Origin of the sequence: Azospirillum oryzae, assembly GCF_008364795.1 — a bacterium.
Taxonomy (GTDB): domain Bacteria; phylum Pseudomonadota; class Alphaproteobacteria; order Azospirillales; family Azospirillaceae; genus Azospirillum; species Azospirillum oryzae.
Genome location: NZ_VTTM01000013.1, coordinates 51,050 through 74,211, shown reverse-complemented (window position 1 = coordinate 74,211; position 23,162 = coordinate 51,050). Strand labels below are relative to the sequence as shown.

Annotated in this window: 25 protein-coding genes; 2 read left to right on the top strand and 23 right to left on the bottom strand. The window is 65.0% G+C overall.

Translation table 11 applies throughout. The features are described 5' to 3' along the window. Positions 1–13: 13 nt before the first annotated feature. The 11 genes from FZ938_RS25770 to FZ938_RS25720 all read right to left on the bottom strand — a co-directional run bounded on the left by FZ938_RS25770 (position 14) and on the right by FZ938_RS25720 (position 8,979). Complete coding sequence (locus FZ938_RS25770; RefSeq protein WP_169055110.1) at positions 14–838, bottom strand: trypsin-like serine protease; 825 nt, start codon at positions 836–838, stop codon at positions 14–16. A 290-nt stretch (positions 839–1,128) separates the two neighbouring features. After that, positions 1,129–3,528, bottom strand: coding sequence for a heavy metal translocating P-type ATPase (locus FZ938_RS25765; protein WP_109155170.1), 2,400 nt, complete (start codon positions 3,526–3,528; stop codon positions 1,129–1,131). A gap of 152 nt (positions 3,529–3,680) precedes the next feature. Beyond that, entirely contained in the window at positions 3,681–4,142 is a 462-nt protein-coding gene (locus FZ938_RS25760) for a c-type cytochrome (RefSeq protein ID WP_246799110.1), read from the bottom strand. 19 nt (positions 4,143–4,161) lie between these two features. Beyond that, a complete protein-coding gene (locus FZ938_RS25755) occupies positions 4,162–5,028 on the bottom strand; it encodes a WD40/YVTN/BNR-like repeat-containing protein (RefSeq protein ID WP_109155168.1) in 867 nt (288 codons plus the stop codon). Positions 5,029–5,087: 59 nt separating this feature from the next. Next, positions 5,088–5,354, bottom strand: a complete 267-nt coding sequence (locus FZ938_RS25750; protein WP_136706026.1) for a hypothetical protein — start codon at positions 5,352–5,354, stop codon at positions 5,088–5,090. Next, entirely contained in the window at positions 5,347–6,024 is a 678-nt protein-coding gene (locus FZ938_RS25745) for a methyltransferase family protein (protein WP_109155166.1), read from the bottom strand. The genes FZ938_RS25750 and FZ938_RS25745 overlap by 8 nt, the downstream gene beginning before the upstream one ends. Beyond that, the gene (locus FZ938_RS25740; RefSeq protein ID WP_109155165.1) at positions 6,021–6,302 is read right to left on the bottom strand and encodes a DUF2933 domain-containing protein; all 282 of its coding nucleotides are present in this window, start codon (positions 6,300–6,302) and stop codon (positions 6,021–6,023) included. Before FZ938_RS25740 ends, FZ938_RS25745 begins: the two co-directional genes overlap by 4 nt. A gap of 10 nt (positions 6,303–6,312) precedes the next feature. Further along, positions 6,313–7,065 (bottom strand): Spy/CpxP family protein refolding chaperone, encoded by a 753-nt coding sequence (locus FZ938_RS30860; protein WP_199231069.1) that lies wholly within the window; start codon positions 7,063–7,065, stop codon positions 6,313–6,315. 154 nt (positions 7,066–7,219) lie between these two features. Next, a complete protein-coding gene (locus tag FZ938_RS25730) occupies positions 7,220–7,570 on the bottom strand; it encodes a hypothetical protein (protein ID WP_109155164.1) in 351 nt (116 codons plus the stop codon). A gap of 322 nt (positions 7,571–7,892) precedes the next feature. Further along, positions 7,893–8,462, bottom strand: a complete 570-nt coding sequence (locus FZ938_RS25725) for a DUF305 domain-containing protein (RefSeq protein ID WP_246458205.1) — start codon at positions 8,460–8,462, stop codon at positions 7,893–7,895. 148 nt (positions 8,463–8,610) lie between these two features. Beyond that, a complete protein-coding gene (locus FZ938_RS25720) occupies positions 8,611–8,979 on the bottom strand; it encodes a hypothetical protein (RefSeq protein WP_109155163.1) in 369 nt (122 codons plus the stop codon). A gap of 602 nt (positions 8,980–9,581) precedes the next feature. Between FZ938_RS25720 and FZ938_RS25715 the strand changes: the two genes are divergently transcribed. After that, positions 9,582–10,673, top strand: coding sequence for an IS1595 family transposase (locus tag FZ938_RS25715; RefSeq protein WP_109155162.1), 1,092 nt, complete (start codon positions 9,582–9,584; stop codon positions 10,671–10,673). Between the two features lie 642 nt (positions 10,674–11,315). Here the strand turns inward: FZ938_RS25715 and copM are convergent. From copM to FZ938_RS25665, 11 genes are all read right to left on the bottom strand, one after another. Continuing rightward, positions 11,316–11,810 (bottom strand): CopM family metallochaperone, encoded by a 495-nt coding sequence (gene copM, locus FZ938_RS25710; protein ID WP_136706024.1) that lies wholly within the window; start codon positions 11,808–11,810, stop codon positions 11,316–11,318. 56 nt (positions 11,811–11,866) lie between these two features. After that, on the bottom strand, positions 11,867–12,265 hold the full coding sequence (locus FZ938_RS25705) for a DUF302 domain-containing protein (RefSeq protein ID WP_136706023.1): 399 nt from the start codon (positions 12,263–12,265) through the stop codon (positions 11,867–11,869). A gap of 229 nt (positions 12,266–12,494) precedes the next feature. After that, positions 12,495–12,899, bottom strand: coding sequence for a hypothetical protein (locus FZ938_RS25700; RefSeq protein WP_136706022.1), 405 nt, complete (start codon positions 12,897–12,899; stop codon positions 12,495–12,497). 118 nt (positions 12,900–13,017) lie between these two features. Then, positions 13,018–13,635, bottom strand: coding sequence for a phosphatase PAP2 family protein (locus FZ938_RS25695; RefSeq protein WP_136706021.1), 618 nt, complete (start codon positions 13,633–13,635; stop codon positions 13,018–13,020). A gap of 151 nt (positions 13,636–13,786) precedes the next feature. Continuing rightward, on the bottom strand, positions 13,787–15,775 hold the full coding sequence (locus FZ938_RS25690; RefSeq protein ID WP_199231055.1) for a bifunctional DedA family/phosphatase PAP2 family protein: 1,989 nt from the start codon (positions 15,773–15,775) through the stop codon (positions 13,787–13,789). A 136-nt stretch (positions 15,776–15,911) separates the two neighbouring features. After that, complete coding sequence (locus FZ938_RS25685) at positions 15,912–17,093, bottom strand: MFS transporter (RefSeq protein WP_246799108.1); 1,182 nt, start codon at positions 17,091–17,093, stop codon at positions 15,912–15,914. 75 nt (positions 17,094–17,168) lie between these two features. Beyond that, positions 17,169–18,254, bottom strand: a complete 1,086-nt coding sequence (gene dmeF, locus FZ938_RS25680) for a CDF family Co(II)/Ni(II) efflux transporter DmeF (protein ID WP_109154877.1) — start codon at positions 18,252–18,254, stop codon at positions 17,169–17,171. Positions 18,255–18,263: 9 nt separating this feature from the next. After that, positions 18,264–18,440, bottom strand: a complete 177-nt coding sequence (locus FZ938_RS30715) for a hypothetical protein (RefSeq protein ID WP_158282510.1) — start codon at positions 18,438–18,440, stop codon at positions 18,264–18,266. Between the two features lie 10 nt (positions 18,441–18,450). Continuing rightward, positions 18,451–18,717: a metal-sensing transcriptional repressor gene (locus FZ938_RS25675; protein WP_109154876.1), complete on the bottom strand. Its 267-nt coding sequence runs from the start codon at positions 18,715–18,717 to the stop codon at positions 18,451–18,453. Positions 18,718–18,818: 101 nt separating this feature from the next. Then, positions 18,819–19,868 carry a DMT family transporter gene (locus FZ938_RS25670; protein ID WP_109154875.1) on the bottom strand — a complete coding sequence of 350 codons (1,050 nt, stop codon included), beginning with the start codon at positions 19,866–19,868 and terminating at the stop codon, positions 18,819–18,821. Between the two features lie 192 nt (positions 19,869–20,060). Next, positions 20,061–21,332: a type II restriction endonuclease gene (locus tag FZ938_RS25665; RefSeq protein WP_174757574.1), complete on the bottom strand. Its 1,272-nt coding sequence runs from the start codon at positions 21,330–21,332 to the stop codon at positions 20,061–20,063. Positions 21,333–21,454: 122 nt separating this feature from the next. Between FZ938_RS25665 and FZ938_RS25660 the strand changes: the two genes are divergently transcribed. Beyond that, on the top strand, positions 21,455–21,754 hold the full coding sequence (locus FZ938_RS25660; RefSeq protein ID WP_486187578.1) for a DUF305 domain-containing protein: 300 nt from the start codon (positions 21,455–21,457) through the stop codon (positions 21,752–21,754). A 469-nt stretch (positions 21,755–22,223) separates the two neighbouring features. On the opposite strand, the gene FZ938_RS25655 is transcribed toward FZ938_RS25660, so the two are convergent. After that, positions 22,224–23,132 carry an SWIM zinc finger family protein gene (locus tag FZ938_RS25655; RefSeq protein ID WP_109154873.1) on the bottom strand — a complete coding sequence of 303 codons (909 nt, stop codon included), beginning with the start codon at positions 23,130–23,132 and terminating at the stop codon, positions 22,224–22,226. Positions 23,133–23,162: the final 30 nt, after the last annotated feature.

The window sequence follows — 23,162 nt, the reverse complement described above, 5'->3', positions numbered from 1 at the left end:
AGATCGGCTCCGCTCAGGATTGACGGTGGTGGTGGGAAGTATCCGGTAGCTTTGGCAACCGGGGTAGTTCCAACCATGTGGCGAACCCGGAGCCGTGCATAACGAGTACTTCATCGATCCATTGCCGGTACGGCGTCAGATCGGTCAGCCCCAGCCGATGGGAACAGACACGAGGTCCGTAGCTCAACAGGCTGCGGCTGATGATCGCCACCACGGCCAGACCTCCCGAGGGGGTGTGCAAGTAAAGCGGACCTCCAGAGTCCCCATCGCATCCGCTGCCGTCCTTGGTTTCCATTAGAAATTCTGTCTTTCCCCACGTCCAGAGTACGGCCTCCAGGTCGAGGTGGCGCAAGCGTCCCACCCCCGACGCGACCGACCAGGTCGCACTTCCATATCCCGCCAGAATGCCGTGGAACCCTTGGCCCGGCCCAACAAGACCGCTGCCGGTGCTGGCCGTTCGGTCCAACAGCACGGCAGGCCGGTAAGAGGCGGGAACGGGAGCAGCCAAAAGGAGCAGCGCCAAATCGCCGCGATCAATCGGCACTTGCCGCCGGGCGATCCAGCCTGGATGGGGGATGGACCGTAGAACCGGCCGCGCCGTGTCCTGTCCGGCTTGGCCGCGTGCAGGTACGTCGAGCAACACGCTGATCTTGTCATGCATGGTCGCGCAATGTGCCGCGGTCAGAACGGCCGTCGTCGTGATGAGGACGCCGCTGCAGAACTCGGAGGTCTCATGGTTGTAGAGGGCGACGACGTTGGCCGCAAACGCCGCTCCGCCCGATGCCGCTCTGCCGCCTTCGATCGCGTGGGCCGATACGGGCGCGAACTTAAGGACCATCAAAATAACTCGCAACGCACACGTGAACCTCATGATCGGTCACTCCGTTACGAAGCAGCGCTTGTTACCCCCGTTGGCGCCAATCCCCAGCATACACGCGAGAGATATTCCTTTAAGACGGCAAAAATGGTGGGCAGACGTCTCCCTCGAGACGGAAACGGCGCATCATCCGGCGTAACGCGGGCTGGAGCGACACAAGGCTTCAGCCAGGGCGGTTTTGATCCCGGCGGAACCGCCAGGGCACCGGACGCGCAGCGACGCTTCATTCCGATGCGGAGCGTCACCCGCCGCTAAAGACGCAGTCCTCTCAACCGCAAGGCGTTGCCGACCACGGACACCGAACTCAACGCCATCGCCGCGGCGGCGATAATCGGCGACAAGGTCCAGCCGAACAGCGGATAGAAAACGCCCGCCGCGACCGGCACTCCCAGCGCGTTGTATACAAACGCCAGAAAGAGGTTCTGCCGTATGTTGCGCATCGTCGCCCGGCTGAGCATCCGCGCCCGCGCAATCCCCCCCAGATCGCCCTTGACCAGGGTGACGCCCGCGCTTTGAATCGCCACGTCGGTGCCGGTGCCCATGGCGATACCAACGTCGGCCTCGGCAAGCGCCGGGGCATCGTTCACACCATCACCGGCCATCGCCACCACACGGCCCTGCGCCTTTAACCGTTTCACCACTTGGTTCTTGTCCTCGGGCAGGACCTCCGCCTCGATCTCGCCGATACCCAGACGGCGTGCCACCGCCTCGGCGGTGGTACGGTTGTCGCCGGTCAGCATCACGATGCGCACACCATCGCCCTTCAGCAAGTCCAGTGCCTGCGAGGTGGTTGTCTTGATTGGATCGGCAACCGCAATGACTCCACCGGGGCCGTCATCCACCGCTGCGTACAACGCCGTGGCGCCCTCGCGCCGCAGTTCATCCGCGCGCGCCTCCAGATCCCCCAGAACGATCCCCTGGTCCCGCATCATCGCGGCGTTGCCAAGGGACACCGCGTGGCCGCCCACCGCACCAACCACCCCTTTGCCGGTGAGGGAATTGAAATTGGAGACGTCCTGAACCGGCAGGCCACGTTCCTTGGCAGAAGCAACGATCGCGGCGGCCAGCGGATGCTCGCTTGAGCGCTCCAGGCTTGCCGCCAACGACAGCAAGGTCGCCTCGTCCACTCCTGGCGCGGGGACCACAGCGGTCACCCGAGGCTTGCCCTCGGTCAGCGTGCCGGTCTTGTCCACCACCAGCGTGTCGACCTTTTCGAACCGCTCCAGGCTCGCCGCGTCCTTGATGAGCACACCGGCTGTCGCTCCCTTTCCCACCCCGACCATGATCGACATCGGCGTCGCCAGCCCCAGCGCACAGGGGCAGGCGATGATGAGCACCGAGACCGCCGCGATCAGCGCATAGGCGAAGGCAGGGTCCGGCCCCCAGACCATCCAGCCGACGAAGGTGAGGAGGGCGGCCAGGATGACCGCCGGGACGAAGTAGCCGGACACCACGTCGGCCATGCGCTGGATCGGCGCCCGCGAGCGCTGCGCTTCGGCCACCATGGTCACGATGCGCGACAGCATGGTGTCGGAGCCGACCTTCTCGGTCCGCATGACGAGCGCACCCGTCTGGTTCACGGTGCCGCCGATCACCTTGGCGCCGGGCTCCTTCTCGACCGGCATGCTCTCGCCGGTGACCATCGACTCGTCCACGGCGCTGCGTCCCTCGAGCACCTCGCCGTCGACCGGCACCCCGTCACCGGGGCGGACGCGCAGCCGGTCGCCGACCTGGACCTGGTCGAGGGAGATCTCCTCATCCTCACCGCTCTCCTTGATGCGGTGGGCTGTCTTGGGCGCCAAGTTCAGCAGCGCCCGGATGGCACCACCAGTCTGTTCGCGGGCGCGCAGTTCCAGCACCTGGCCGAGCAGCACCAGCACGGTGATGACAGCGGCGGCCTCGTAGTAGACGGCCACCACCCCGTCCATGCCCCGGAAGCTCGCCGGGAAGAGACCGGGCAAGAAGGTCGCGGCCAAGCTGAAGAGGTAGGCAACGCCGACCCCCAGTGCGATCAGGCTGAACATGTTCAGGCTGCGCCGCCGGAACGAGTGCCAGCCGCGCTCCAGCAGCGGCCAACCGGCCCACAGCACGACCGGCGTCGCCAGGAGGAACTGAATCCAGATGGAGAGGCGCGGCGGCACCAGATCATGAAGGCCAAGGGCCGGAATGTGGCTGCCCATCTCGAGGACCAGCAGCGGCACGCTGAGCACCAGGCCGATCCAGAAGCGCCGGGTCATGTCGGCGAGTTCCGGGTTCGGCCCCTCCTCGATGCCCGCGCCCACCGGTTCCAGAGCCATGCCGCAGATCGGGCAGTTGCCGGGCCCCTCCTGGCGGATTTCCGGGTGCATGGGGCAGGTGTAGATGACGCCCCTCTGCGGCGAGGCCCGCCCGGCCTCCTCCGGCGCCGCGGGCTTGGCTTCCGGCTTCAGATACTGCTCCGGGTCGGCGACGAACTTGTCGTGACAGCGCACCGAGCAGAAGTGGAAGCTGTGCCCATCATGCTCCGCGTGGTGCGCGGTCCGCTCCGGGTCGACCATCATGCCGCAGACAGGGTCTTTGACCGTCGTGCGGTCGTCGGGTCCTGCGTGATGATGGTAACCATGATGGTCCTGTCCGTGCTGATGCCCATGGTCATGGTGCAGGTCGTTCATGTTCGCATCTCCCTTCGCAGGCCCGAGGTCGGGACCCCGGTGTTGCGCGGCACCACCCAGGTTCAATGTGTGGCGACGACTGAGGACTCCATGCTCCACCTTCCAATGGCTGGAAGGTCAATCCCGGTTTGCAAGGCGATGTCTTCTCCGCCTCACTTCTTCGACTGCTCGCTCATGGCGGCGTGGCGGCGGCGGATATCTTCCGGCCAGGAGCTTTTGATGAAGGCGAGGACTGCCCAGATGTCGGCGTCGCTCAGCTTGCCGCCGAACGCAGGCATGTCGCTGCTGTAGCCGGGCGGGGCGAAGGCCGCGATGCCCTGTTTGGTGATCTTGAAGAGAGCCTCGTCCGGGTGGTGCCACGTATGACCGGTGGCATCGTGAGGGGGCGCCGGCAGACGGCCGTCGGGCTTCCGGCTCTGCCAGTTCGGCTGACCCTCGAGCCGACGCCCGTGGCACGACGCGCACTGCTCGGCGTACACCCCCCTCCCTCGGGCGACATGTGCGGCAACGGTCGGATCAGCGCCCGCCTTCGGGCCGACGAGCATAACCGCGCCAGCCACCGCAACTGCAGCGCCCAAGGTCAAGCCAATGCCGACTTTCATCGCCTTTTTCACGACTGCCTCTCCCAGTGCGTCATGACTGGAACGGCTTCCAGGTCTTCCCGCCATCCTGGCTGGCCAGGATGGCCGATTTGTCGGTCACGGCATACAGACGCTGCGGGTTTGTCGGATCCACCGCGAGATGCAGCAGGACCGCGTCGCCGAAGCCGTTGCTGACCGGCTGCCACGCCGGGCTTGGCTCGGTGGTCTTGAGCAGACCGGTGCCGACCTGGAAGGCGTAGGCGGTGCCGTCCCTGGTCGTTGTGACCATGGTCGCAGGGCGCGCCACCATATAGGCCGCCTGCCAAGTTTTTCCGGCGTCGCGGCTGACCATCAGGCCGGTGCGCGTGGCGGCGTAGACGGTATTCGCATCCTTGGCCGACGCTGCCAGGTCGAACATGTCGGCAGGCGGCTTGCCGGTGACCTCCCAGCTCTTCCCGGCATCCCGGCTGACCTGAACGCTGCCGTAGTGGCCGTAGAGCACATTGGGATTGGCCAGGCTGGCGTCCATCGAATGGAAATCCACCGGCCCGTTGACGCCCTTCGAGACCGCTTTCCAGGTCTTAGCGCCGTCAATCGAAACGAGGACACCTAGGTTCCCGCCAGTCTCAGGATGACCGCTGGCGAAGAAGGCGCCGGGCTGCGCCGGATTGGGCGTGAATCCCATGTAGTCGTGCCGATTGTCCGAAACCCGCGTCGCCGTGCCGTCGGGTTTGGTCAGCCACACACCGTGATGGGAGGCGAGATACAGGCGGGACGGGTCGCCGGAGTCGACGGCGATGCCGTGCAGGTGGGAAACCTCTGAGAGCTTGACGGTTTCGGCGGCGTGGGCTGGACCGGCGAGCATCATGGCGATCAGCGAGGCCGCCGCCAGTGTGGCGAGTTTCTTCTTGGCGCTCATCGGGCGTCTCCTTGTTCGGGGTGGCATGAGGCGGTGATCCTCATGCCACCCATAGGGTCTCAGTGGCCCGGGTGGCCGACTTCGAAGCGGGCCTGAACCGGCTTCTGGCCGGGCATGGTCAGGGCGTTGACCACCTTCACGCTGTCGTGGGACTCGCCGAGGTTGGCCTTTTCCTTGGCCTCCAGCGACCTGATCTCCGGATTGAGCCGCCACGCCCCCTCCACGGAATCGCGCAGGGTCTGTGCCCCGGCTGGAAGTGCCAGCAGGCAGACGGTAACCGCGGCTGCCGCCGCCTGCTTCATACGCTTGGACCCGAACTCACGCACCAAACGACCCTCCCACCCTGGGGCGGTTCGGCCCATGTCCGGCAAGGTGCGGGATCCATCCCGGCGTGACCGCGGCATACCGCTCATAGTCGACGCCGAAGACGCGGAGGGCTTCACGCTCCTCGGAGTGCGCCAGTCGGACATACATCCAGACGAGCAGCGGGAACATTACCAGTGTCAGGATGGTCGGCCACTGGAGCAGGAAGCCGAACAGGATGACGATGAAGGCGACATATTGCGGGTGCCGGATGTAGGCGTAGGCGCCCGTGGTTGCGAGCCGGTGCTCGCGCTGAGCGGCGTGAAGCACCTTCCAGGCCGCCGAGAGCAGGACGAAGCCACCCAGGATCAGCAGGTTGCTGAGGATGTGCAGCACGCTGAAGTGTGGGTTGCCCGACAGGCCAAGGACGGTCGACCACAGGTGCCCGGCGTCGTGCGACATCAGGTCGAGGCCGGGGTAGCGGGTCTGAAGCCAACCCGAGAGCAGGTAGATGGTCAGCGGGACACCGTACATCTCGGTGAACAGCGCCACGATGAAGGCGCTGAACGCCCCGAAAGAGCGCCAGTCCCGCGGCGACTGCGGCTTGCCGAAGCTGTAAGCAAAAATGATGAAGATCGCGGAGTTGAGGATGACCAGCATCCACAGTCCGTAGCCTGAGGCCTCGTGCGTCATGGCGAGCCTCCCTTGCCGGAGCCGTCGGCATCGTCGCCACCATGGCCGCCGTGGCCGTGTCCGCCGTGCATGAAGAGATGCATCAGCGGGCAGAGGAGCAGCAGCACCAAGGGCAGCGCGTCGAGCACGTGGGTGACGTGATAGAGCGACAGGTACACCGCCCCGACGGCGAGGACGCCAAGGCAGGCTAGTCCTGTCCAGGTCCGGTACCAGGGCAAGCGTGCCTGCGGTTCCGGCTTGTGGGTCTCGGGGGTGTGGTGGGTGTGTTCGTGCGTCATGGCTGCCTCCTCACATCATGCCCATCGGGCTGGCGAACAGCTGGTCGGCAACCCTCTTCTGCTCGTCGGTCAGCGCGGCGTAGAGCGGCTTGGCGGCGGCCTCGAGGGCCTTCACGGCGTCGAGCCGGGTGGCAAGGACCTTCTGCTGAGCGGCCAGCCGGTCCGGCCACGCGGATGGCATGCCGCCCTTGGCCATCTGCTCGTGCATAGCCTGATATGCCTTGGCGTTCGACCGCAGGGTGTCGGCGAAGGTGTTCCACTGCGGCGCCTGGGCGTCGGTGATCTTGAGTTCCGCCTTCAGGAAAGCGATGCGACCCTCGACGTGCTCGAACGGCAGGCCCATGCCACCCTGCTGGCCCATCATCATCTGGCGCATCATGGGCATCATCTGCTCCATCATGCCTGGCCCCATCATGCTGGATTGGCCGTTCTGCTGATCCATCATGCCGCCCATCATCATGCCGGGCCGGTTCCCGCTGGGCAGACCTCCCTGGGCTTGTGTACCGGGCTGCACCATGATCCCGCTGCCCATGCCCTCGCCGATCATCGGGGCGTTTCCGGACACGCTGGACAGAGCACCCTGGGACGGCTGAGTGGGCGGCGGAGCCACAGTGGGCTGGACCTGGGTGGTCGTGGCGCCGGCAGGGTGGTGGGCTTGGTGGTCCTGGCCTTGGTCCGGAGTGGTGGCGGTTTGGGCCTGGGCAGCTGACATCATGGCGACGAGCGCAAAGGCCGGGAGCATGGTGCGGGTGAAAGACGACATGGCGTCCTCCGTCTGATCATCTGATTCGAGCCATCCCGGTCGAACTCCATGCGGGAGCGCCGGGGACACAAAGGCCGAGCGCACGACATCCGGCGACATCCTTCGCTGAGCCAAAGCTCAAGCTGAACGCGGACAGACTCGTGGCGTCAGAGGATCAGAGAGGGGGACGGAGTGCGGGGTCGCTGTCGATGCCTTCGGGCGTTGCCAGGGCAAGCAGATGGTCTGCCCGGTTGAGGGCCGGAATAAAGGCTGCGACGGCACCGACCGGGAGGCCGCCATGCATGGTCGCGCACTGGGCGACGCTGCAGCAGGCATCGTCACCGAGCACACCAAGATCCTTGCAGCGGTCCTGCTTGTGCTCATGGTCCGCCACGCCGGCGACATCATCGTCGTGCGTGTCGGCCACGGCATGTTCATGAGGCGCCGGTGAGTGCTGGTGAGGCGGCAGACTGGCGTGGCTCGGCACGGCATAGATGAGCAGCGTGGCCAGCATCAGCAGGCTCACCACCACCCTCCTCACCGTCGACCATGTCCCACGCCACATGGCGATTGCCTTCCTTGTCTGAGACCGGACGGCACGTTGTGTGCCCACCGGCCTCTCTATGAGCCTAGGAGCATTCTCTGGCCCGCGCAACAGCACGATCGTCTCGACGACCGACCTGGCCGGAGTTCGGATGGGGATGGCAGAGTGTCCCAGCCCCTACTCAAAGGTATTGCAGGCCATGCGGCCTGCAATACTACTCTGGGCATCATCTCTTCCACTTAAAGTCCGAACACGAGCGGCGTGGTCCGTCGGAAGCCGACACGATCCGCTGGGTTCGACGGCACTACTGAACCGCCTCTCGTATCTGCTGCTCCATATCGGGCGTGACCTGAGCCGGTCGCGCAGGAAGGGGCTGACTCCCGCGCTTGCCACTGTTCCCAATGTCGTCAATGAGCAGCTTCATCTCAGCGATCTCGCGAACTTGTGATTCGATGATCTTATCCGCGAGCTTGCGCACGCGGGGGTCGCTGATGCTGGCGTTGCTTGCATTATTGATGGCGATGGAGTGGTGCGGGATCATCGACTTCATGAAGCTGACATCGCCGATCAGGCCCTGACTGCGGTTCACGTAGAGGAGTACAACTCCGACCAGCACGGCTCCGACCAGTACGGCGATCTTAATGGCCATACCCCTGTACATTGACCACATGAAGCCGAGCATCACGATAGTCATGACGCACCCCATAACGAGCGAGGAGACCAGCCGGTTTACGCTTAATAAGGCGTGATCGAGAGAATAAATAAGTTGATACATCAAAAAGAACATGATGAACGTTGAGGTTGCGATCATTGCCGCAAACCGACCCCACCCCATTGCCATCATGTTCCTATGGTGATTTTGCTCGTGTGACATTGTGGCTTCCTCTATCCCAATCTGACCAATGAGGGGGAACGATACCCCTATCATTTTTGTTCCCGCGCAGCTTTCATTGTCTTGGCATGCCGTTCCACAAACTCTGCCAGAGCGAGCATGAGAGGGGCTGCGTAAGACGGACTGCGTATCAGGCGTCGGGATCGAAGTAGACGATGTCTTCCATTCGGACCTTACCCTTGGCGACGCCCAGGTGCTCCGCCGGGGTCAGGCCGTCCTCACCCGTGAAGCACCAGTTGTACCAGACCCGGAAGATGTCGAGGCACTTGCCGACCATCGCCGGGTCGTAGGGCGCGTAGCCGTGCCAGACGCGCCGTGCCCGGCGCGTCGGCGCGATCGGACGCTCCAGAAGCCGCAGGCGGCGCCGGACCAGCATGAAGAAGCGATCGATGGCATGAAGCGAGGCTCGGTTGAACAGATGGGCCAAGTGGTCCAGCGTGTCGACGCCGTAGCCGTTCAGGTCGGTGAGCAGCACGACCTTCTTCTCCGGCTCGGCCATCGTCGGGAACCGAGAAGGTCTTGCCGCACCCTTTGCAGAAGAACCTCTTCGAGCCGGAGCGCGTTGAGCCATAAAGTCGATAGAGTTCCAGATGTTCCCGAGTCGCTTGGCCATGGTTGCCGCAGTCGCTGTTCAGGTAGCCGTGGCGCTCTGGAAGCCTCAAGAACGCGGCCACGCGGGAGAACTCTTCGTCAACTCCGCGGTTGGACTTCAAGGTTGTTGTCTTGCCGCACAGTTGGCAGTAAAGGCCAGGGACGCCGCCCGTTCCACTAAGGCGGTAGTTGTCCCGGCTGACCGGAGACGATGCCGCAGGACGACTGCGTGGTGATGTGCGGTTGGGGGAGACCCCGAAGTTGGCGCAGCCGGGCGTTTTGCAAAAATTCGCTTCAACTCCCGAGTATTCCGCGGGAATCCGCCGCTGATTACTTGTCGAAGAAATCTCCGGCATGAAAACGCGCACTCCAGTACCGCCGTAAAGAGGGCCAGAGTGTGCGTTCTCGTAATGTTCGAAAAGTCAACTCGCCATTATCAACCAAACACAGTAAAGCGTAGCTCTTCCAGCGCTTACGTGCGACTCTCAGCCATCAAGCACGGAGGGGACGATGGGATCGGTGCTCGAAGAGTTGGAGGCCATTCGGACCGTGGCGGAGATGACCGAAGCATTCCACGACGAGGCGCGGTGCCGTCGGCTGGTTGAGGCGATGGTGTGGCCGAACGGACGGCTCTGTCCGGCCTGCGGCTCGCGGCGTTCGATCACCCTGGCCGGGCGCGACATAGGACGACGATCGCGGCCAGGGCTTTATCAGTGCTGCAATCCGGACTGCCGCTACCAGTTTACCGTGACGACGCGAACCCCGCTGCATGGAACGAAGCTGCCGTTGCGGACCTGGCTCATGGGGCTGTGGTTCATCCTGCAATCGGACAAGGGCATCTCGTCCATCCGTCTGGCCGAAGCACTCGGCGTCAGCCAGCCGATGGCATGGCGGATGAGCCATGTTCTGCGGCTCCTGGTGTTGCGCGACCATCCGCTGGGCGGAACGGTGGAGATCGACGAGTTCCATTTCGACGCCAGGCCGCGCCGTGATCCCAACCCTCCCAAGCTGGGGCGCGGACGCAAGGGCCAGCCCCGCACGACGAAGACGCCAGCACTCGCGGTTGTCCAGCGGCCAAGCGGTCGGGAGCCGGGGACACCGGCGGGCGAGGCCCGTGCCGCCGTGGTCGCTGACCTGTCGCTCGACGAGGCCGAGCGGGTGCTGGAAGCCGCTGTCGATCCTGACGCGCACCTGATGAGCGACGAATGGAAGGCGTTCGTCGCCATCGGCAGCGCGTTCGCTGCGCACGATACCGTGCGCCATTCTCAGCGCGAATATGTTCGCGGTACCGTGCATGCCAACTCGGCCGAGGGCTTCAACGATCGTGTCCGGCGCACGATCGCCGGCGTCTTCCACCACATCAGCCCCGACCACGCCGACCTGTATTTTGGCGAGATCGGCTTCCGCTGGTCCCAGCGCACAGTGGCAGGTCAGGCCCAACGCCGGACCCGCAAGGGCCGGACGGTGATCCAAACCCTCTGGTCCCGTGTTCCCCCAGCCCTCCAGCTCCCGGCCGTCTTTCGTTACGCTGTCGGGCGCCAACTCCGGCGGACCAAGGACGGCGGGATTAGCATCCGCTCCGCCGTAGCTGTCTTTGGTTGATAATGGGGAGTCAACTTTCGGCGGAACCGCCTATGCCCGGTGGGGCCGGACAGTAGTGGGCGGTTCCGGGAAAGCGCAACACCTTTGTGTAAGGGCTGGGCAGAGTGTCGCTCCACTCTCATCGCCGCTCCAAGTCACCGAACTGAGCATGGCCCCTCCAGCGATAGGAAAGTCAACACGAAAATCGCTTATACAGCGGCTACGTCGCCGCTGATGGCCCTGGTGGGCGTCGGCGCCACCGTCTTCGCCATCTCGGTCAGCGTCTACGGCGTCGTCCGCACACTGTTGTCGCGGCCTCCGCCAATCGAACAGGCGCCGGTGGTTGACTGATGGGCCGGGTAGCGCGGCGTATGTGCGGTACCCGCCCGGACCGGGCCACATGTCGGTCGCAACGCTGGTCGCCGTCAACCGAAAGACGCCCAGGGGCTGACCAGCCCAAGTGCGCGTGGTTCCCGGCAACCGCTCATGCCGCGAATGGGTATGCTCCGTTCCGCGATGTGAGGCTCAGCGTTTCAGGTATTTGACGAGAGCGGCAATCCCGAGGACGACGAGAACGAGTAGCAAGATCCAGAGGATTGCCATCCCGCCCATGCTCCAACCCCAGCCATCCATACTGCCCGACATCATGGGAAATTCCTGCTGTTACTTGCTGCCAGCTTGCTTGGCCGGGGGCTGCTTCAGCCAGTCCTGAAGCTGCTGGACCTCCTTCGTCTGATCATCGACCATCTTCTGAGCCATGGCCTTGAGGTCGGGATCCTTGCCGTATTGGAGTTCGACACGGGCCATGTCGATGGCGCCCTGATGATGGGCGGCCATCATCCGCGCGAAATCCGCGTCGGCGTCGCCGGACATGCGCTTGCTGCGCATGTCCCGGTTCATCTTTTGCATGCTTTGCATATACGCACGCGAGGCCGGGTCCTTGGGCATATTCTGCGCCCTCTGGCCCTGGTGCATGCCCTGACCCTGCATCATGCCCTGGTTCGCCCCCATACCGGAACCGCCCATACTCGGGCTGCCCATCGGTGCAGTGGTCTGGCCTTGCGGCGCCGGTTGGGTCTGCTGGGCCGTCGCGGGCCCGGCGATCAGCGCCGTTGCCAGGGCCAGTGGGACGATGGTGTTGCGAACTCGATAAGCCATTGCAGTGGTTCTCCTCTGGAGTTGGGCTTGTCGGCGGCCGGTTTGGACCGGCGTGACTATCCCCGCCTACCCAGATCGTCGATCACCTGACGGAGCATGCCCTGCACCTGACGGGCGACATCGGCGAGGTTGGGGTTGTCGATCGCCTGCATGGAGGCGACGGGGTCGACCGCGGACACCTCCACCTTGCCGTCCTCGCGTTGCTGAACGATGACGTTGCACGGCAGCATGGTTCCGATCTTGTCCTCGGCCTGAAGCGCCTTATAGGCCATCTTCGGATTGCAGGCGCCGAGGATGCGATAGGGCCGATACTCGACGTCCAGCTTCTTCTTCAGCGTTGCCTTCACGTCGATCTCGGTCAACACACCGAACCCATGCTCCTTGAGGGCCTCGGTGATCGCCGAGACGGCGTCCTCGAATGGCAGTTCGACGACTTTGGAGAAATGGTACGTCACGATGGTCCTCCCTCCGGCTGGGTGGTGACCTTGGAATACCCTGGTCACCGCAGGGAACATGCTGGCGTGCGTTCACAGCCCGCTCCCAACATAAACCTTCCCTAATGAATGAACAGCACCGTCTGGGGTTCCACCGCTTCTGGGGGTGATCATGCTCCTTGTCGGTTACTCCTGCTCCCAAAAGACGGACGGATCGCGTTTCCATACGGCGTTCCGTCCGTCTGGCGGTTCAATTTTCATCCTCATCGCTGTCCCGGGTCGAGCGTTCGGCCGTTTGGGCGATCGAGCCGTGCCACGTCCCATCAGCCAGGATAATTTCGCTGGCCATCAGCCCACCGTGCCGAACGCGGCCAACAATCGTGATCGGGTCACCTTGATGAATACCCTCCGGCAGGGCATCCCGAACCGTCACGTTGGTTCGGGCGGACTCGTCGCTGACGGTGAGCCAGTTGGCACCGACCGCCGTCACCGACCCAACCACAGTCCCGCCGCCTGCATTGAGCACGTCAGCAATCGGTTGGGGGGCGGAGGCCTGCGCCGAATGAGATGTTTGGTCGGCCAATGCGGTTCCGAGACCGAACACCGTACCGCTCGCGAGCCCGGCGAGAAGGGCAAAAGCTGCTGGCTTGCGCATGTCCATTCCTCCTTGAAGGGGGATGCGGAGGCATCCCGTGGAGGAGAGCATGCCAGGGTGAGCCTGAGCCTGGTCTGAACAGCCGGTTCAACTGCTGTTCAGACAATGGCCCTCCGGTTCATCGGACTGAGGAGTTCCGTCGGGGGAAAACCGTGAGTGGGAGGCGCAGCGTGTCGAGAACCCAATGGTAGAGGCGTTCAACAAGCGGCGCCAGATGCGCGTCAGCTAGCGGTCGCACGATCACAGCGAACACGGCGCAAACGCTGGCGAGGATGAAGGATCCCGCCATGTCGAGCGGCCAATGCACGCCCAGGTACACCCGCGCCCACGCCGTGATGATGCCAAGGGCGAATACCACGGCGCCCCACCGGCGCGCCGCTCCCGTAGCGATCAGCCCGAGCCCGATCGTGAACAGAAATGTCCCATGGTCACTGGGGAACGAGGTCTCCGTGTTGTGCGCCATCAGGGCGTGGCCGATGCCCACAGCGAAAGGCCTAGGGTGGTACCAGACCAGCCCGATCACCGTGCTGATGGCAAACGCCAGCAGCAGACCGCAGCCGACAGCAACCAAGCCGCCACGCCTCTGCGGTGCTCCCCAAATCCACAGCCCGGCGGCGAGAAGCGCTCCGACATAGACGAGATCCTGAGCGAAGGCCGTCGCCAGATGCAGAACCCATGGAGCCGGGGTGGTCGGGCCATTGATGGCCAGAAACAGGTCGACGTTCCAGTTGTTCATTCTTTCCTCGATCAAAAGCGGCAACCACGGTACGGCAAGCAGGTGTAGGCGGCATCGGACCAATACGGGCGGAGCCAACCGGATTACGGCGGATTGGAGGTCTTGTGGTCAGGGCGGAGCGGTAAGCCGCCAAAAGTACAGGCTGGTGGGCTCAAGGCGCGGCCTCGCTCGACGACACGGACCGGGCGTGGGCCAGCAGCACCCGCCGGTCCCATTCATATCTCGCCACCGGAGGTGCAGGCCCCACGAGGCTGACTTCGCCCAATGCACTGGCAAGCGCATCGCGTGGACCGTCAAGGTCGGGCTGCATGCGCCCGAGCGTGAACAGGGAATACGGATGGGTGAAGCGCTCCTCTACGACGCTTCCGACCCAGATCGGCACGGTGCTGCCGTTCCGAAGCTCGAAGCCGGTTGCCCAAAGCCGCACCACCCAGCGGGCCGCCGCTGACACTTGGTCTTCGGCCGGATGAATCAGTGTAAGGACCGGCACGCGCCCGCTCTCGAGGTAAGGCAGCACAGGCAGGTTCAACGGGTCGGTGTCCGCTGTGAGCCACGTCAGCGTGTTGGTCATCGTCCATCCCTCCGGCTCGCGCCATCCACTGTCCTTTAGCGTTGCCTTCAGTGCCTCGAGCGGACCGGCCCACTGGACCGTCATCGGTTCCTCCTCCTCCCCGATGAGGTCGACCCGGCGGGCCGGAAGCCGCTGCCACCCCCCGGTCCACCAGTCGCCAGCAAGGACGGTGGGCGCGGCCTCCCGAGCGGCGTAGCGCTGCACCTCCGCCGCATGCTTGCGGTACACATTGACGCCTCCGGCCACGACGAGGGTCATGCAGGCCACGACGAACAGCCCGCGCACGCGCCCGCGGTGCTGGTGGTGCAGATAGGCGATGCTGAGCACGGCGACCCACGCCATGCCGAAGGCGAGCCCGCCCATGACGTCGGAGAACCAGTGTGCCCCCAGGTAGAGACGGGAAAACGCGATCGGCACCACGAGCCCAGCCCAGGCCAGCACGGCCACCGGCCACCACCCTGGACCCAACCGGCGGACCACCAGGAAGGCCAGGAATCCGTACATGACGGCGTTGGTCGTGCTGTGTCCGCTCGGAAAGGAGAACTCGCTCCAGCCGAAATAGCCGAGCGCACCGGGGCGCATCCGGTGCAGCGCGCCCTTGATGGCGGTGTTGATGGCGGCCGCGCCGCCGACCGCGGCCAGCCAGTAGGCCAGCGTCTTCCACCGGCGCCGAACCGCCAGGTAAAGCGCGACGGCAACGGTGACCGGCAGCGTGACCGAGGTGTCGCCGAACTCGGTGATGGCAACCATTGCTGAGTCGACCCACGGCGTGCGCAAGCCTTGGAGCAGGCGGTAGACGCCGACGTCGACGCGGACCAACGGGTCTCGATTGACCACGTCCTCAAGGATGCCAAGGAACAGCCAGGAGGCCGCCACCAGGATACCCCCTGCTATGGCCAGAGCCTTCCCTTCGGGCAGGGCAGGATCGAGGATGGCGCGAACCGGGCAGGCGATCCAGGTGTCCCGCGATGCCGACCATTCCCAAAGCCGTCGTTGCCCGGCAGCCAACACCGGAATGGCCTTGCGCACGCCGTAGCGCACCAGCCGTGCGATCACCCAGAGAACGATGATGGCGACGACCAGGAGGATGGCGGCGCGTTCGGCCGCAGCGCCGACGAAGCCCAGGGAGGCACCCACCAACATGCCCGACAGCACGTGGGACAGCGCCCACACCAGGGCCGAGGCCACGTTCGCGACGTAAAAGCGCCACACGGGCATGCGCAACATGCCCGCGACCAGGGGGATGAACGCCCGCACGCCGGGCGTGAAGCGTGCGAACAGGACGCTCTTGCCGCCATGCCGGTGGAAGAAGGCATCACTCCGGTTGACGAGCTCCGGATGCCGGTTCATCGGCCATCGGCTCAGGATTGCCTCGTGGTAGCGGTGCCCCAGCCAGAAGGAAGCCCCGTCACCAGCAATGGCGCCGAGCGTCGCGGCGAGGATCACCGGCACAGCATCCAGTTGTCCCCCTGGGATCAGGGCACTGATGCCGAGAATGACGGCCGTGCCCGGCACGACGGCCCCGATCACCGGAATGGACTCCGACATGGCGAGCAGAAAAACCGCCATGTACGCAGCGTATGGAGGCCCGGCAACCAGATCGGTTATTCCCGAAAGATAAGATGCCATTCTCGTCACCGTACCGCGTGGAGGACGGCCACCGACCTCTCGGCTTTCCAGCCTGGCGCTCCGGGCAACCGAAGTGCTACAGCCTCTTCCGTCGCGGCAGGATGGTCAACAGCCCGACCAGGGCGACCAAGGAGAAGGTGGCTCCGGCCAGGAACGTGGCGTCCGGACCCACAGCGGTCCAGAGCAACCCGGCCAGGGCGCTGGAGGCCAGCAGAGCAATTCCGGTCATGAGATTGTAGAGGCCAAACCCCGTTCCCCGCAGGTCCGCGGGCGTGGCATCGGCGACGAAGACCGCGAGCAGCCCTTGGGTGGCGCCCATATGGAGCCCCCACAGCGCCGCCCCAGCCAGGACAACCAGCACGGATCCAGCCGCGGCAAGAACCAGATCAGCCAGGACCAGCAGCCCGACGCCCAAGGCCAGCAGATTGCGCCGGTCCAGCCGGTCGGCCAGACGCCCCAGCGGGTAGGCCGAAACCGCGTAGACGACGTTCATGACGATGAGCACCAGCGGCGCGTAGGCGTCCTCCACCCCAACGCTCTGGGCGCGCAACAGCAGGAAGGCTTCGCTGAAACGCGCCAGTGTCAGAACTGCCGCCATCGCGACCACGCCCCAGAAGGTTGCGTCCAGCCGCCGTAGCTGATCGCGCCGGATGGGGAATCGGCGTGGTTCGCTGGACGGCTCCCTATCGGGCTCATGCACGGCGAATAGGATCACCGCGACGGCAATGAAGGCCGGGACAACGGCAATCCAGAACACGAGGCGGAAGTCGTCGCCGCTCAAGACCATCAGCAGCATGGCCAGCGCCGGTCCGGCGAAGGCCCCGACGGTGTCCATCGACTGCCGCAGGCCGAAGGCGGCGCCGCGCAGGTCGGGCGGCGTCACCTCGGCGACCAGCGCATCGCGGGGTGCCCCGCGCACACCCTTGCCGATGCGGTCGAGGAAGCGGGCCAACAGGACTGACCCCAGGGTGTCGGCAAGCGGGAAGACCGGCTTGGTCAGCGCCGCCATGCCGTAGCCCAACAGCAACAGCGGCTTGCGGCGGCCGACCCAATCGCTGACCACGCCGGAGAAGATCTTGGTGATGGACGCCGTGGCCTCGGCAATCCCTTCGATGAACCCAACCGATAGCGCGCTGGCGCCCAGGACCGAAACCAGGAACACGGGCAGGAGGCTGTGGATCATCTCCGAGGAGACGTCCATGAACAGGCTGACGAAGCCCAGTGCGACGACGCTGCTGGGGATGGAACGGAGTGACACGGCGGACTCCAGAAACCCGTTCAACGATCACCGGTGGCCCCCGCGGTCATCAGCCGCGGGGGTATGGGACAGGCATCACGCAGCGTGGATGTGGGGATGATGATCGTGGTTGGTGCCGGAGTGGTGACCCCCGCACTGTGCCACCTCCACCGTGACGTGGCTGAGACCGTGCAGGTCGGCCAAGCGTGCCTTGTACGTGGCCACCGGCTTCGGGTGATCGGACACGAGGGCGACGATGGCCGCCAGATGGCCTGGACCGACCCGCCAGAGGTGAAGGTCGGTGACCCGGTCCCCGCCGGTCTCGAGGGTGCTGCGGATAGCCGTCGCCAACTTCGGGTCCGGCACCGTGTCGAGGAGCACCGCCCCGGCATCGCGGATGAGACCGTAGGCCCAGCTGAGGATGACGGCAGTGCCGACCAGGCCAACGATCGGATCCATCCAGGTCCAGCCAAACAGACCCGCCGCCAGAAGCCCCAGAATGGCGAGGACGGAGGTCGCCGCGTCCGCCAGGACATGGACATAGGCCGACCGCATGTTTAGATCGTGCGCGTGGTGACCACCATGCCCATGCTCATTCCCATGTTCATGCCCGTGAGGATGGTCCTTATGGCCGCCGTCATGGCCGTCGGCATGATGGTGGTCGTGACGGCGGTGGTCTTCATGGGCACCGTGGTCGTGATGGTGCCCATGTCCGTGGTGATGGTGCTCACCGCCCAGCAGCCAGGCGCTCCCGAGATTGACGGCGAGGCCCAGAACCGCGATTGCGATGGCCTCGCCGTAAGCAATGGGCACCGGGTTGACGAGACGCTCAACGCTCTCGTAACCGATCAGCAGGGCAATCATCGCCAGGATGATGGCGGAGGCGAAGGCCGCCAACTCGCCGAGCTTGCCGGTACCGAAGGCGAAGCGCTCGTTGCGGGCATGACGACGGGCGTAGACGTAGGCGAGTGCCGAAATGCTGAGCGCCGCCGCGTGCGTCGACATGTGCCAGCCGTCGGCGACCAGGGCCAGCGAGCCGAACACCGTACCACCAACGATCTCGCCGACCATCATGACCAGGGTCAGCGCGACCACGATCCAGATGCGCCTCTCGTTGCGGTCGTGATGCTCGCCGAGGAACTCGTGCCGGTGCGTCCACGTGTCGATGGAATGGGAGTGCATGACGGGGTCCTAGTGAAGCAGGGAAGGCCGGGTCCAGAAGTCCACCGTCACCGCCGCTTCGGAGGCCGGAACATTGGGATGGTGGAACCGGAAGATGACGAGGCCGGCTTCGCGGGCGTGGCCTTCCGGCTCGCCCCGCGCAACCAGTTCGGCGAAGACGCGCTCAACGGCGGCGCGGCAGCACATGGTCAGGCTCCTACAGGTACTTGGCGATTTCCCGCAGCTTGACGAGACGATCGCGGTCCTCGCGCGGCATCGGACCGACGATCTCTTCGAGATGATGGTCGATGTGATCCAGGATGAGGACGCTCTTCGCCTTCTCGAGGGCCTTGATGACGGCCTGAAGCTGCTGGGCGATGTCGATCCCGTCACGCCCGTCCTCGACCATGCGGGTGATGGTGGCGAGATGGCCCTCGGCCCGCCGCAGGCGGTTCTTCAGATCGGGGTTGTTGGCATGGCTCATGGCCTGACTCCTATCCCCCTGGAGGGGATGAGTCAACCATGCCTATGCACGGCGTGCAACCCGGTCCGCCATCCATGGGAAAGCGGAAGGCTCTTCCTTCCTTAATGCGTGTGGCGGTGGTGGATGTCGGGGTCGTGCCGGTGGGTATGGACAAGCGGCCGGTGCCTGTGCGGATGGCTGTGCGGCTCCGGCCCTTCCCAACCCTCATGTTCATGCTGGTGATGCTCGTCATGGACGTGGCGGTGCTCATGATCCATCGGTTCGTGCCGGTGTTCATGTTCATGCCGTTCGATGAGATGGAGGTACAGCCCGACGCCCATCAACGCGGCGGCGACGACAAAGCGCGTGGTGACCGGTTCGCCAAACGCCAGGATCGCGACGGTGGCACCGGCAAAGGGGGCCAGCGAGAAGTACGCTCCGGTCCGCGCCGATCCCAGATGGCGCAGCGCCAGCACGAACAAGGTGAGCGAGACGCCGTAGCCAAGGAAGCCGACCACCGCCGCCGCGAGGAACGCACCTGCGGACGGCAATGTGCCGCCGATGGACCAGGCGAGGATCACGTTGACCGTCCCAGCGACGGCGCCCTTGAGCATGGCGATCTGGAGCGGGTCGGCGCTCGACAGCTTGCGGGTCAGGTTGTTGTCGATGCCCCAGGCCAGACACGCCCCGGCGATGGCCAGCGCCCCCCAGCCGATCCCCTCCGGGCCGCCGCTCCACGACAGCAGCAATGCCCCGGCGAGGATCGCCGCCGCCCCGAGGGCGATCCGCCGGTCGACGTTCTCGCGGAACACGACCCAGGCGATGCCGAGCGTGAAGAGACCCTCCAGGTTCAGCAGGAGCGAGGCGGTCGAGGCGGGCGTCGTGCTCAAGCCCACCATGAGCAGAATGGGCCCAGTAATGCCTCCAGCCGCGATCACGGCGACCAGCCAGGGCAGGTCCCGAAGCGTCAACGGCGCCTCCGACGACGGCCCAGCCCACAGCCGGCGCACAGTGTGGAGCACTGCCAGCCCGACGCCCGAAGCGAGGTAGAGCAGACCGGCGAGCATCCACGGAGTGATGTCGCCGAGCAGCGCCTTCGCCAACGGCGTGCTGGCGCCAAAGAGCGCAGCCGAGAGCAGCGCGTAGGCGATACCTTGCCAGCGGTGGGTCATGTCAGTTCCCCCCAGACGACATCAACCGGAACAAGGTGGAGATGGCCACCGCCGTTTTCGACCTGAATGGTCGTATGGCCAATACCGCAACGCCCCGGCTCGGCAGTCGCGAGTGACGCCAGCAGACCAAGGCCCACCACCTCGCCATGGCAAAGGGCGAGTTCAGCCACTAAAGCCGGAACTATAATCCGCTCAGACCAGGGTGCGGGCGATGGCGTTGATCGCTTTCATGCCAGTGCCGAAGCGGGCGATGGATTCTCGGTGGCTCTCGAGTTCGCCGTATGGCAGGTAGCGCACCTGGAGGTCGGCGACGCGGCTGAACGCCGGTCGGGTCAACTGGGCGCGGACCTCGTCCTCGCGGCCGTTCGGCGCCACCAGGAACATCCCTTCCAGGGCATGTGCCTCGGTGCCGAGTGCCAGATCGAGCATGCGGACGACGCCCGAGTAGATCGAGGTCGAGTGCTCGACTTCGAAGGCAGCGGCAACATGGGCCTTGCCCCGGTCGAGCCACAGGACGTCGATGAGCCGGATGGCGTCGGCACCAGGCGCTTTCTCGATCGCCTCCGGCAGCCGCTCAAGGCAGCCCTCGCCGAGCTTGCCGCCGTCGTAGGCCCGGCTGCGGTCGTTGGAGGCGATCCATACATCGTAGCCCAGCGCCTTGCCCAGATCACGCAGCCAACCCTGGATTTCGGTGTGCGTGCGGTCACCCTCGCGCTCGGCGGCCGCAGCCTTGGAAGCCTTGGCGCTCTCCTCACGCACCTTGGCGAGGTCGGCTTCCCACACGGTGCGGGCGGCAGCATCGTTGGTGCGCGGCGGCGCGGCGTAGCGTGCGGAGCCGACGTCGAACAGCAGTCCGCCGATGGCCCCGAGATCGTTGGACAGCAAGTCGCGGTATTCGGCGTTCAGCGCCAGGATGCCCTGGCGCATCGCCAGGAACTCGTCCCACCGGCCGAGCTTTACCTTGGCGCCGGTCAGAGCGTTGTAGCCGTTGACGATGGCCGTGTTGAAGGTCGGCACCAGGGTCGGGTGCAGGAAGTACAGGAGGTTCGCCACCGCCGGCCCAAGCCCCTTGATCTGCTTGGCGTCGATCTGCCGGATGGCGGCGAGGATTTGCGCCTCAACGTTGCAGCAGACGCAGGCGTCGAGTAACCGCCCGAAGGCGCGCTGGTTGTCCGGGTTCTCATAGATGTCCGGGATGCGCAGCTTGGGTTTCCACAGGAAAGCGTGGTCCGCTCCCTTGAAGATCTGGCGCTGCTCGGCGATCGAGTGAACCACCGTCTCCAGCGACGAGCCGCGATAGACGTTGCCGAAGGTGCCGGCCTCGATGTCGGTTACAACCTGCTGGATGCCGCGGCGGATTGAGCGGAAGTTCTTCACCCGCTCGTTCCACAGAAACCAGGTCCGGTACGTCGCGCCGGTATCCTCACGCCAGCGTTGGATCAACGCGCGCATCGGGTCGGACAAGGAAAGCTCCTTCGCTCAAGGTGATTGAACCCAGAGTAAAGCAGCACCCCCTCCATCGCAACTCGGGGGAGACCTCATAATTGGTTACGGCCGTGCACCAGGGAACGCAGGCACATCAGGGCATGATGCAAAGGGGCTTGATGTCCAACTCCCCGGGCTCCCAGGCGATGATGGGGGCGATGCAGAAGATGCAGCAGTCCATGATTGCGCAGCCCATGACCGGCGATATTGATCACGACTTCGCCTCCATGATGCGGAAGCATCACCGGGGGGCTGTCGACATGGCGCGAGCCGAACTCCAGAACGGACGCGATCCTGAGTTTCAGAAGATGGCGAGGAAGATCATCACGGACCAGGAGAAGGAGATCCGGCAACTCGACCGCTGGCTCGCCCGCCATCCGGGCAAGCCGCCTCAGAGCTGATGGCGGCGACTTATCTGATGTCTCCGCATTGGTCCAGGTGGAGAGCTCGGACGAATTTCAGGGCGCGTTCGGTTCCAGCGATCCAGGGATCGGGTCAAACCTCGCGCACGCCTTCTTAGGGGGGCGGCGACGCTTAGTCTGCTCACGCTTGCTGATGGCCGCAAGCCGCACCTCGACGTAGGAGGAGAAGTTCAGCCGCTCCCCATGCGGGTGCTGGACCGAAACTTCCACACTTTCAGGGCGTCCTCCGCTCGGTTCTGGGGTCAAACGTCGATCGGTGGAAGCCCCAACTCTCGGTGGTTGCGCGCCCCAGACTTGAACCTGCGAACCTACCCGGGCCAGATCGCCGGTTGGTCCCTCGACCAGTCCGCTCACTAGAGCGATCCTGGAGGCCAACCTCGCGGTGCCACCTCTGGTGCGATGGGCGATCGCATCGGATGCACCGCCACCGGCCGCCTCGACACAATGGTCACGGCTCGTAGATGTCCGCGGGGTCCCACACGGCCCCTCGTTTGCGGCGTCGGGGGCGTTGATCGGCCTGCGGCGCCGCGGCTGCCCCCGATGCCGCTGGCACCTCCTTGACCTTCCTGCGCGACCTCACCTTCTTGGCGGCGTCCTGCGGTGACACCGCGTCCGAGACCGCCATTGCCGGCGCACCACTGTCCCGGCGTCGCCTCGTCGCACGCGGCTTGGACGCCGCTGCATCTCCGCCCAGCGGTGGCAGGCTTTCCCCTCCAGCCATGTCGAGGCCAAACAGTACCGAAAGATCCTCATCCGCAAGAATGTTCGCAGCCGCAGGCTCGATGCTGGTCAAAGGTACTGCCGGGTCCACGCTGGCCAGCAGGTCCTTCTCGTCCACATCACGCAGCCGGAACAAAAGCTCGGGCGTTTCATCCAGCCGCGCCCCGATGCCATAGAGGGCCGCCGCGACGTGCTTACACATCCACGCCGCGTCAGGGCAAGTGCACGAGAACCGGATTTCCGAGGGCGTGGGGAACAGCCCAGTTTCCTGACGGCAGAGTCGCTCCATCACCGCTTTGGAAAACCGCCCCTGGAGCAATTCGACCAGGGTGTCGATCCCGCCGGCGCATCCCTGGCACAGTGACTGCCACCGGGCCTCGGGCAGTGTCGTGATGCTGATGGTGACCGTGTAGATCGCCGAGCCGCTGACCATCGCCTTCACCTGCCGTGGCGCGATCTGCAGATCAACCACCGAGCCGTTGCGCACATAGGTGCGGCCGCGAAGCAGGCGATTCTCGTAGTCGCGATAGCTCTCCAGGTTATCGCACCACGCCTTGCCCCAGAAGGTCCGGGCGATGGTGCGCCCCTCGATCCGCACCGGTGAAACCGGATGCCCCTTCTTGCGCAGTTTTGCCATCTCGCGCTCCGCCCGTCGACGGCGTTCGGC

Excerpts from the sequence above, each read along its gene's own strand:
- FZ938_RS25745 (WP_109155166.1), bottom strand. The coding sequence starts at position 6,024 with ATGACGCACGAGGCCTCAGGCTACGGACTGTGGATGCTGGTCATCCTC.
- copM (WP_136706024.1), bottom strand. The coding sequence starts at position 11,810 with ATGGCTTATCGAGTTCGCAACACCATCGTCCCACTGGCCCTGGCAACG.
- FZ938_RS25765 (WP_109155170.1), bottom strand. The coding sequence starts at position 3,528 with ATGAACGACCTGCACCATGACCATGGGCATCAGCACGGACAGGACCAT.
- FZ938_RS25720 (WP_109155163.1), bottom strand. The coding sequence starts at position 8,979 with ATGGCCGAGCCGGAGAAGAAGGTCGTGCTGCTCACCGACCTGAACGGC.
- FZ938_RS25715 (WP_109155162.1), top strand. The coding sequence starts at position 9,582 with ATGGGATCGGTGCTCGAAGAGTTGGAGGCCATTCGGACCGTGGCGGAG.
- FZ938_RS30860 (WP_199231069.1), bottom strand. The coding sequence starts at position 7,065 with ATGTCGTCTTTCACCCGCACCATGCTCCCGGCCTTTGCGCTCGTCGCC.
- dmeF (WP_109154877.1), bottom strand. The coding sequence starts at position 18,254 with ATGCACTCCCATTCCATCGACACGTGGACGCACCGGCACGAGTTCCTC.
- FZ938_RS25670 (WP_109154875.1), bottom strand. The coding sequence starts at position 19,868 with ATGACCCACCGCTGGCAAGGTATCGCCTACGCGCTGCTCTCGGCTGCG.
- FZ938_RS25690 (WP_199231055.1), bottom strand. The coding sequence starts at position 15,775 with ATGGCGGTTTTTCTGCTCGCCATGTCGGAGTCCATTCCGGTGATCGGG.
- FZ938_RS25770 (WP_169055110.1), bottom strand. The coding sequence starts at position 838 with ATGGTCCTTAAGTTCGCGCCCGTATCGGCCCACGCGATCGAAGGCGGC.
- FZ938_RS30715 (WP_158282510.1), bottom strand. The coding sequence starts at position 18,440 with ATGTGCTGCCGCGCCGCCGTTGAGCGCGTCTTCGCCGAACTGGTTGCG.
- FZ938_RS25675 (WP_109154876.1), bottom strand. The coding sequence starts at position 18,717 with ATGAGCCATGCCAACAACCCCGATCTGAAGAACCGCCTGCGGCGGGCC.
- FZ938_RS25740 (WP_109155165.1), bottom strand. The coding sequence starts at position 6,302 with ATGACGCACGAACACACCCACCACACCCCCGAGACCCACAAGCCGGAA.
- FZ938_RS25755 (WP_109155168.1), bottom strand. The coding sequence starts at position 5,028 with ATGAGCGCCAAGAAGAAACTCGCCACACTGGCGGCGGCCTCGCTGATC.
- FZ938_RS25660 (WP_486187578.1), top strand. The coding sequence starts at position 21,455 with ATGATGCAAAGGGGCTTGATGTCCAACTCCCCGGGCTCCCAGGCGATG.
- FZ938_RS25695 (WP_136706021.1), bottom strand. The coding sequence starts at position 13,635 with ATGAACAACTGGAACGTCGACCTGTTTCTGGCCATCAATGGCCCGACC.
- FZ938_RS25655 (WP_109154873.1), bottom strand. The coding sequence starts at position 23,132 with ATGGCAAAACTGCGCAAGAAGGGGCATCCGGTTTCACCGGTGCGGATC.
- FZ938_RS25700 (WP_136706022.1), bottom strand. The coding sequence starts at position 12,899 with ATGCGCAAGCCAGCAGCTTTTGCCCTTCTCGCCGGGCTCGCGAGCGGT.
- FZ938_RS25725 (WP_246458205.1), bottom strand. The coding sequence starts at position 8,462 with ATGTCACACGAGCAAAATCACCATAGGAACATGATGGCAATGGGGTGG.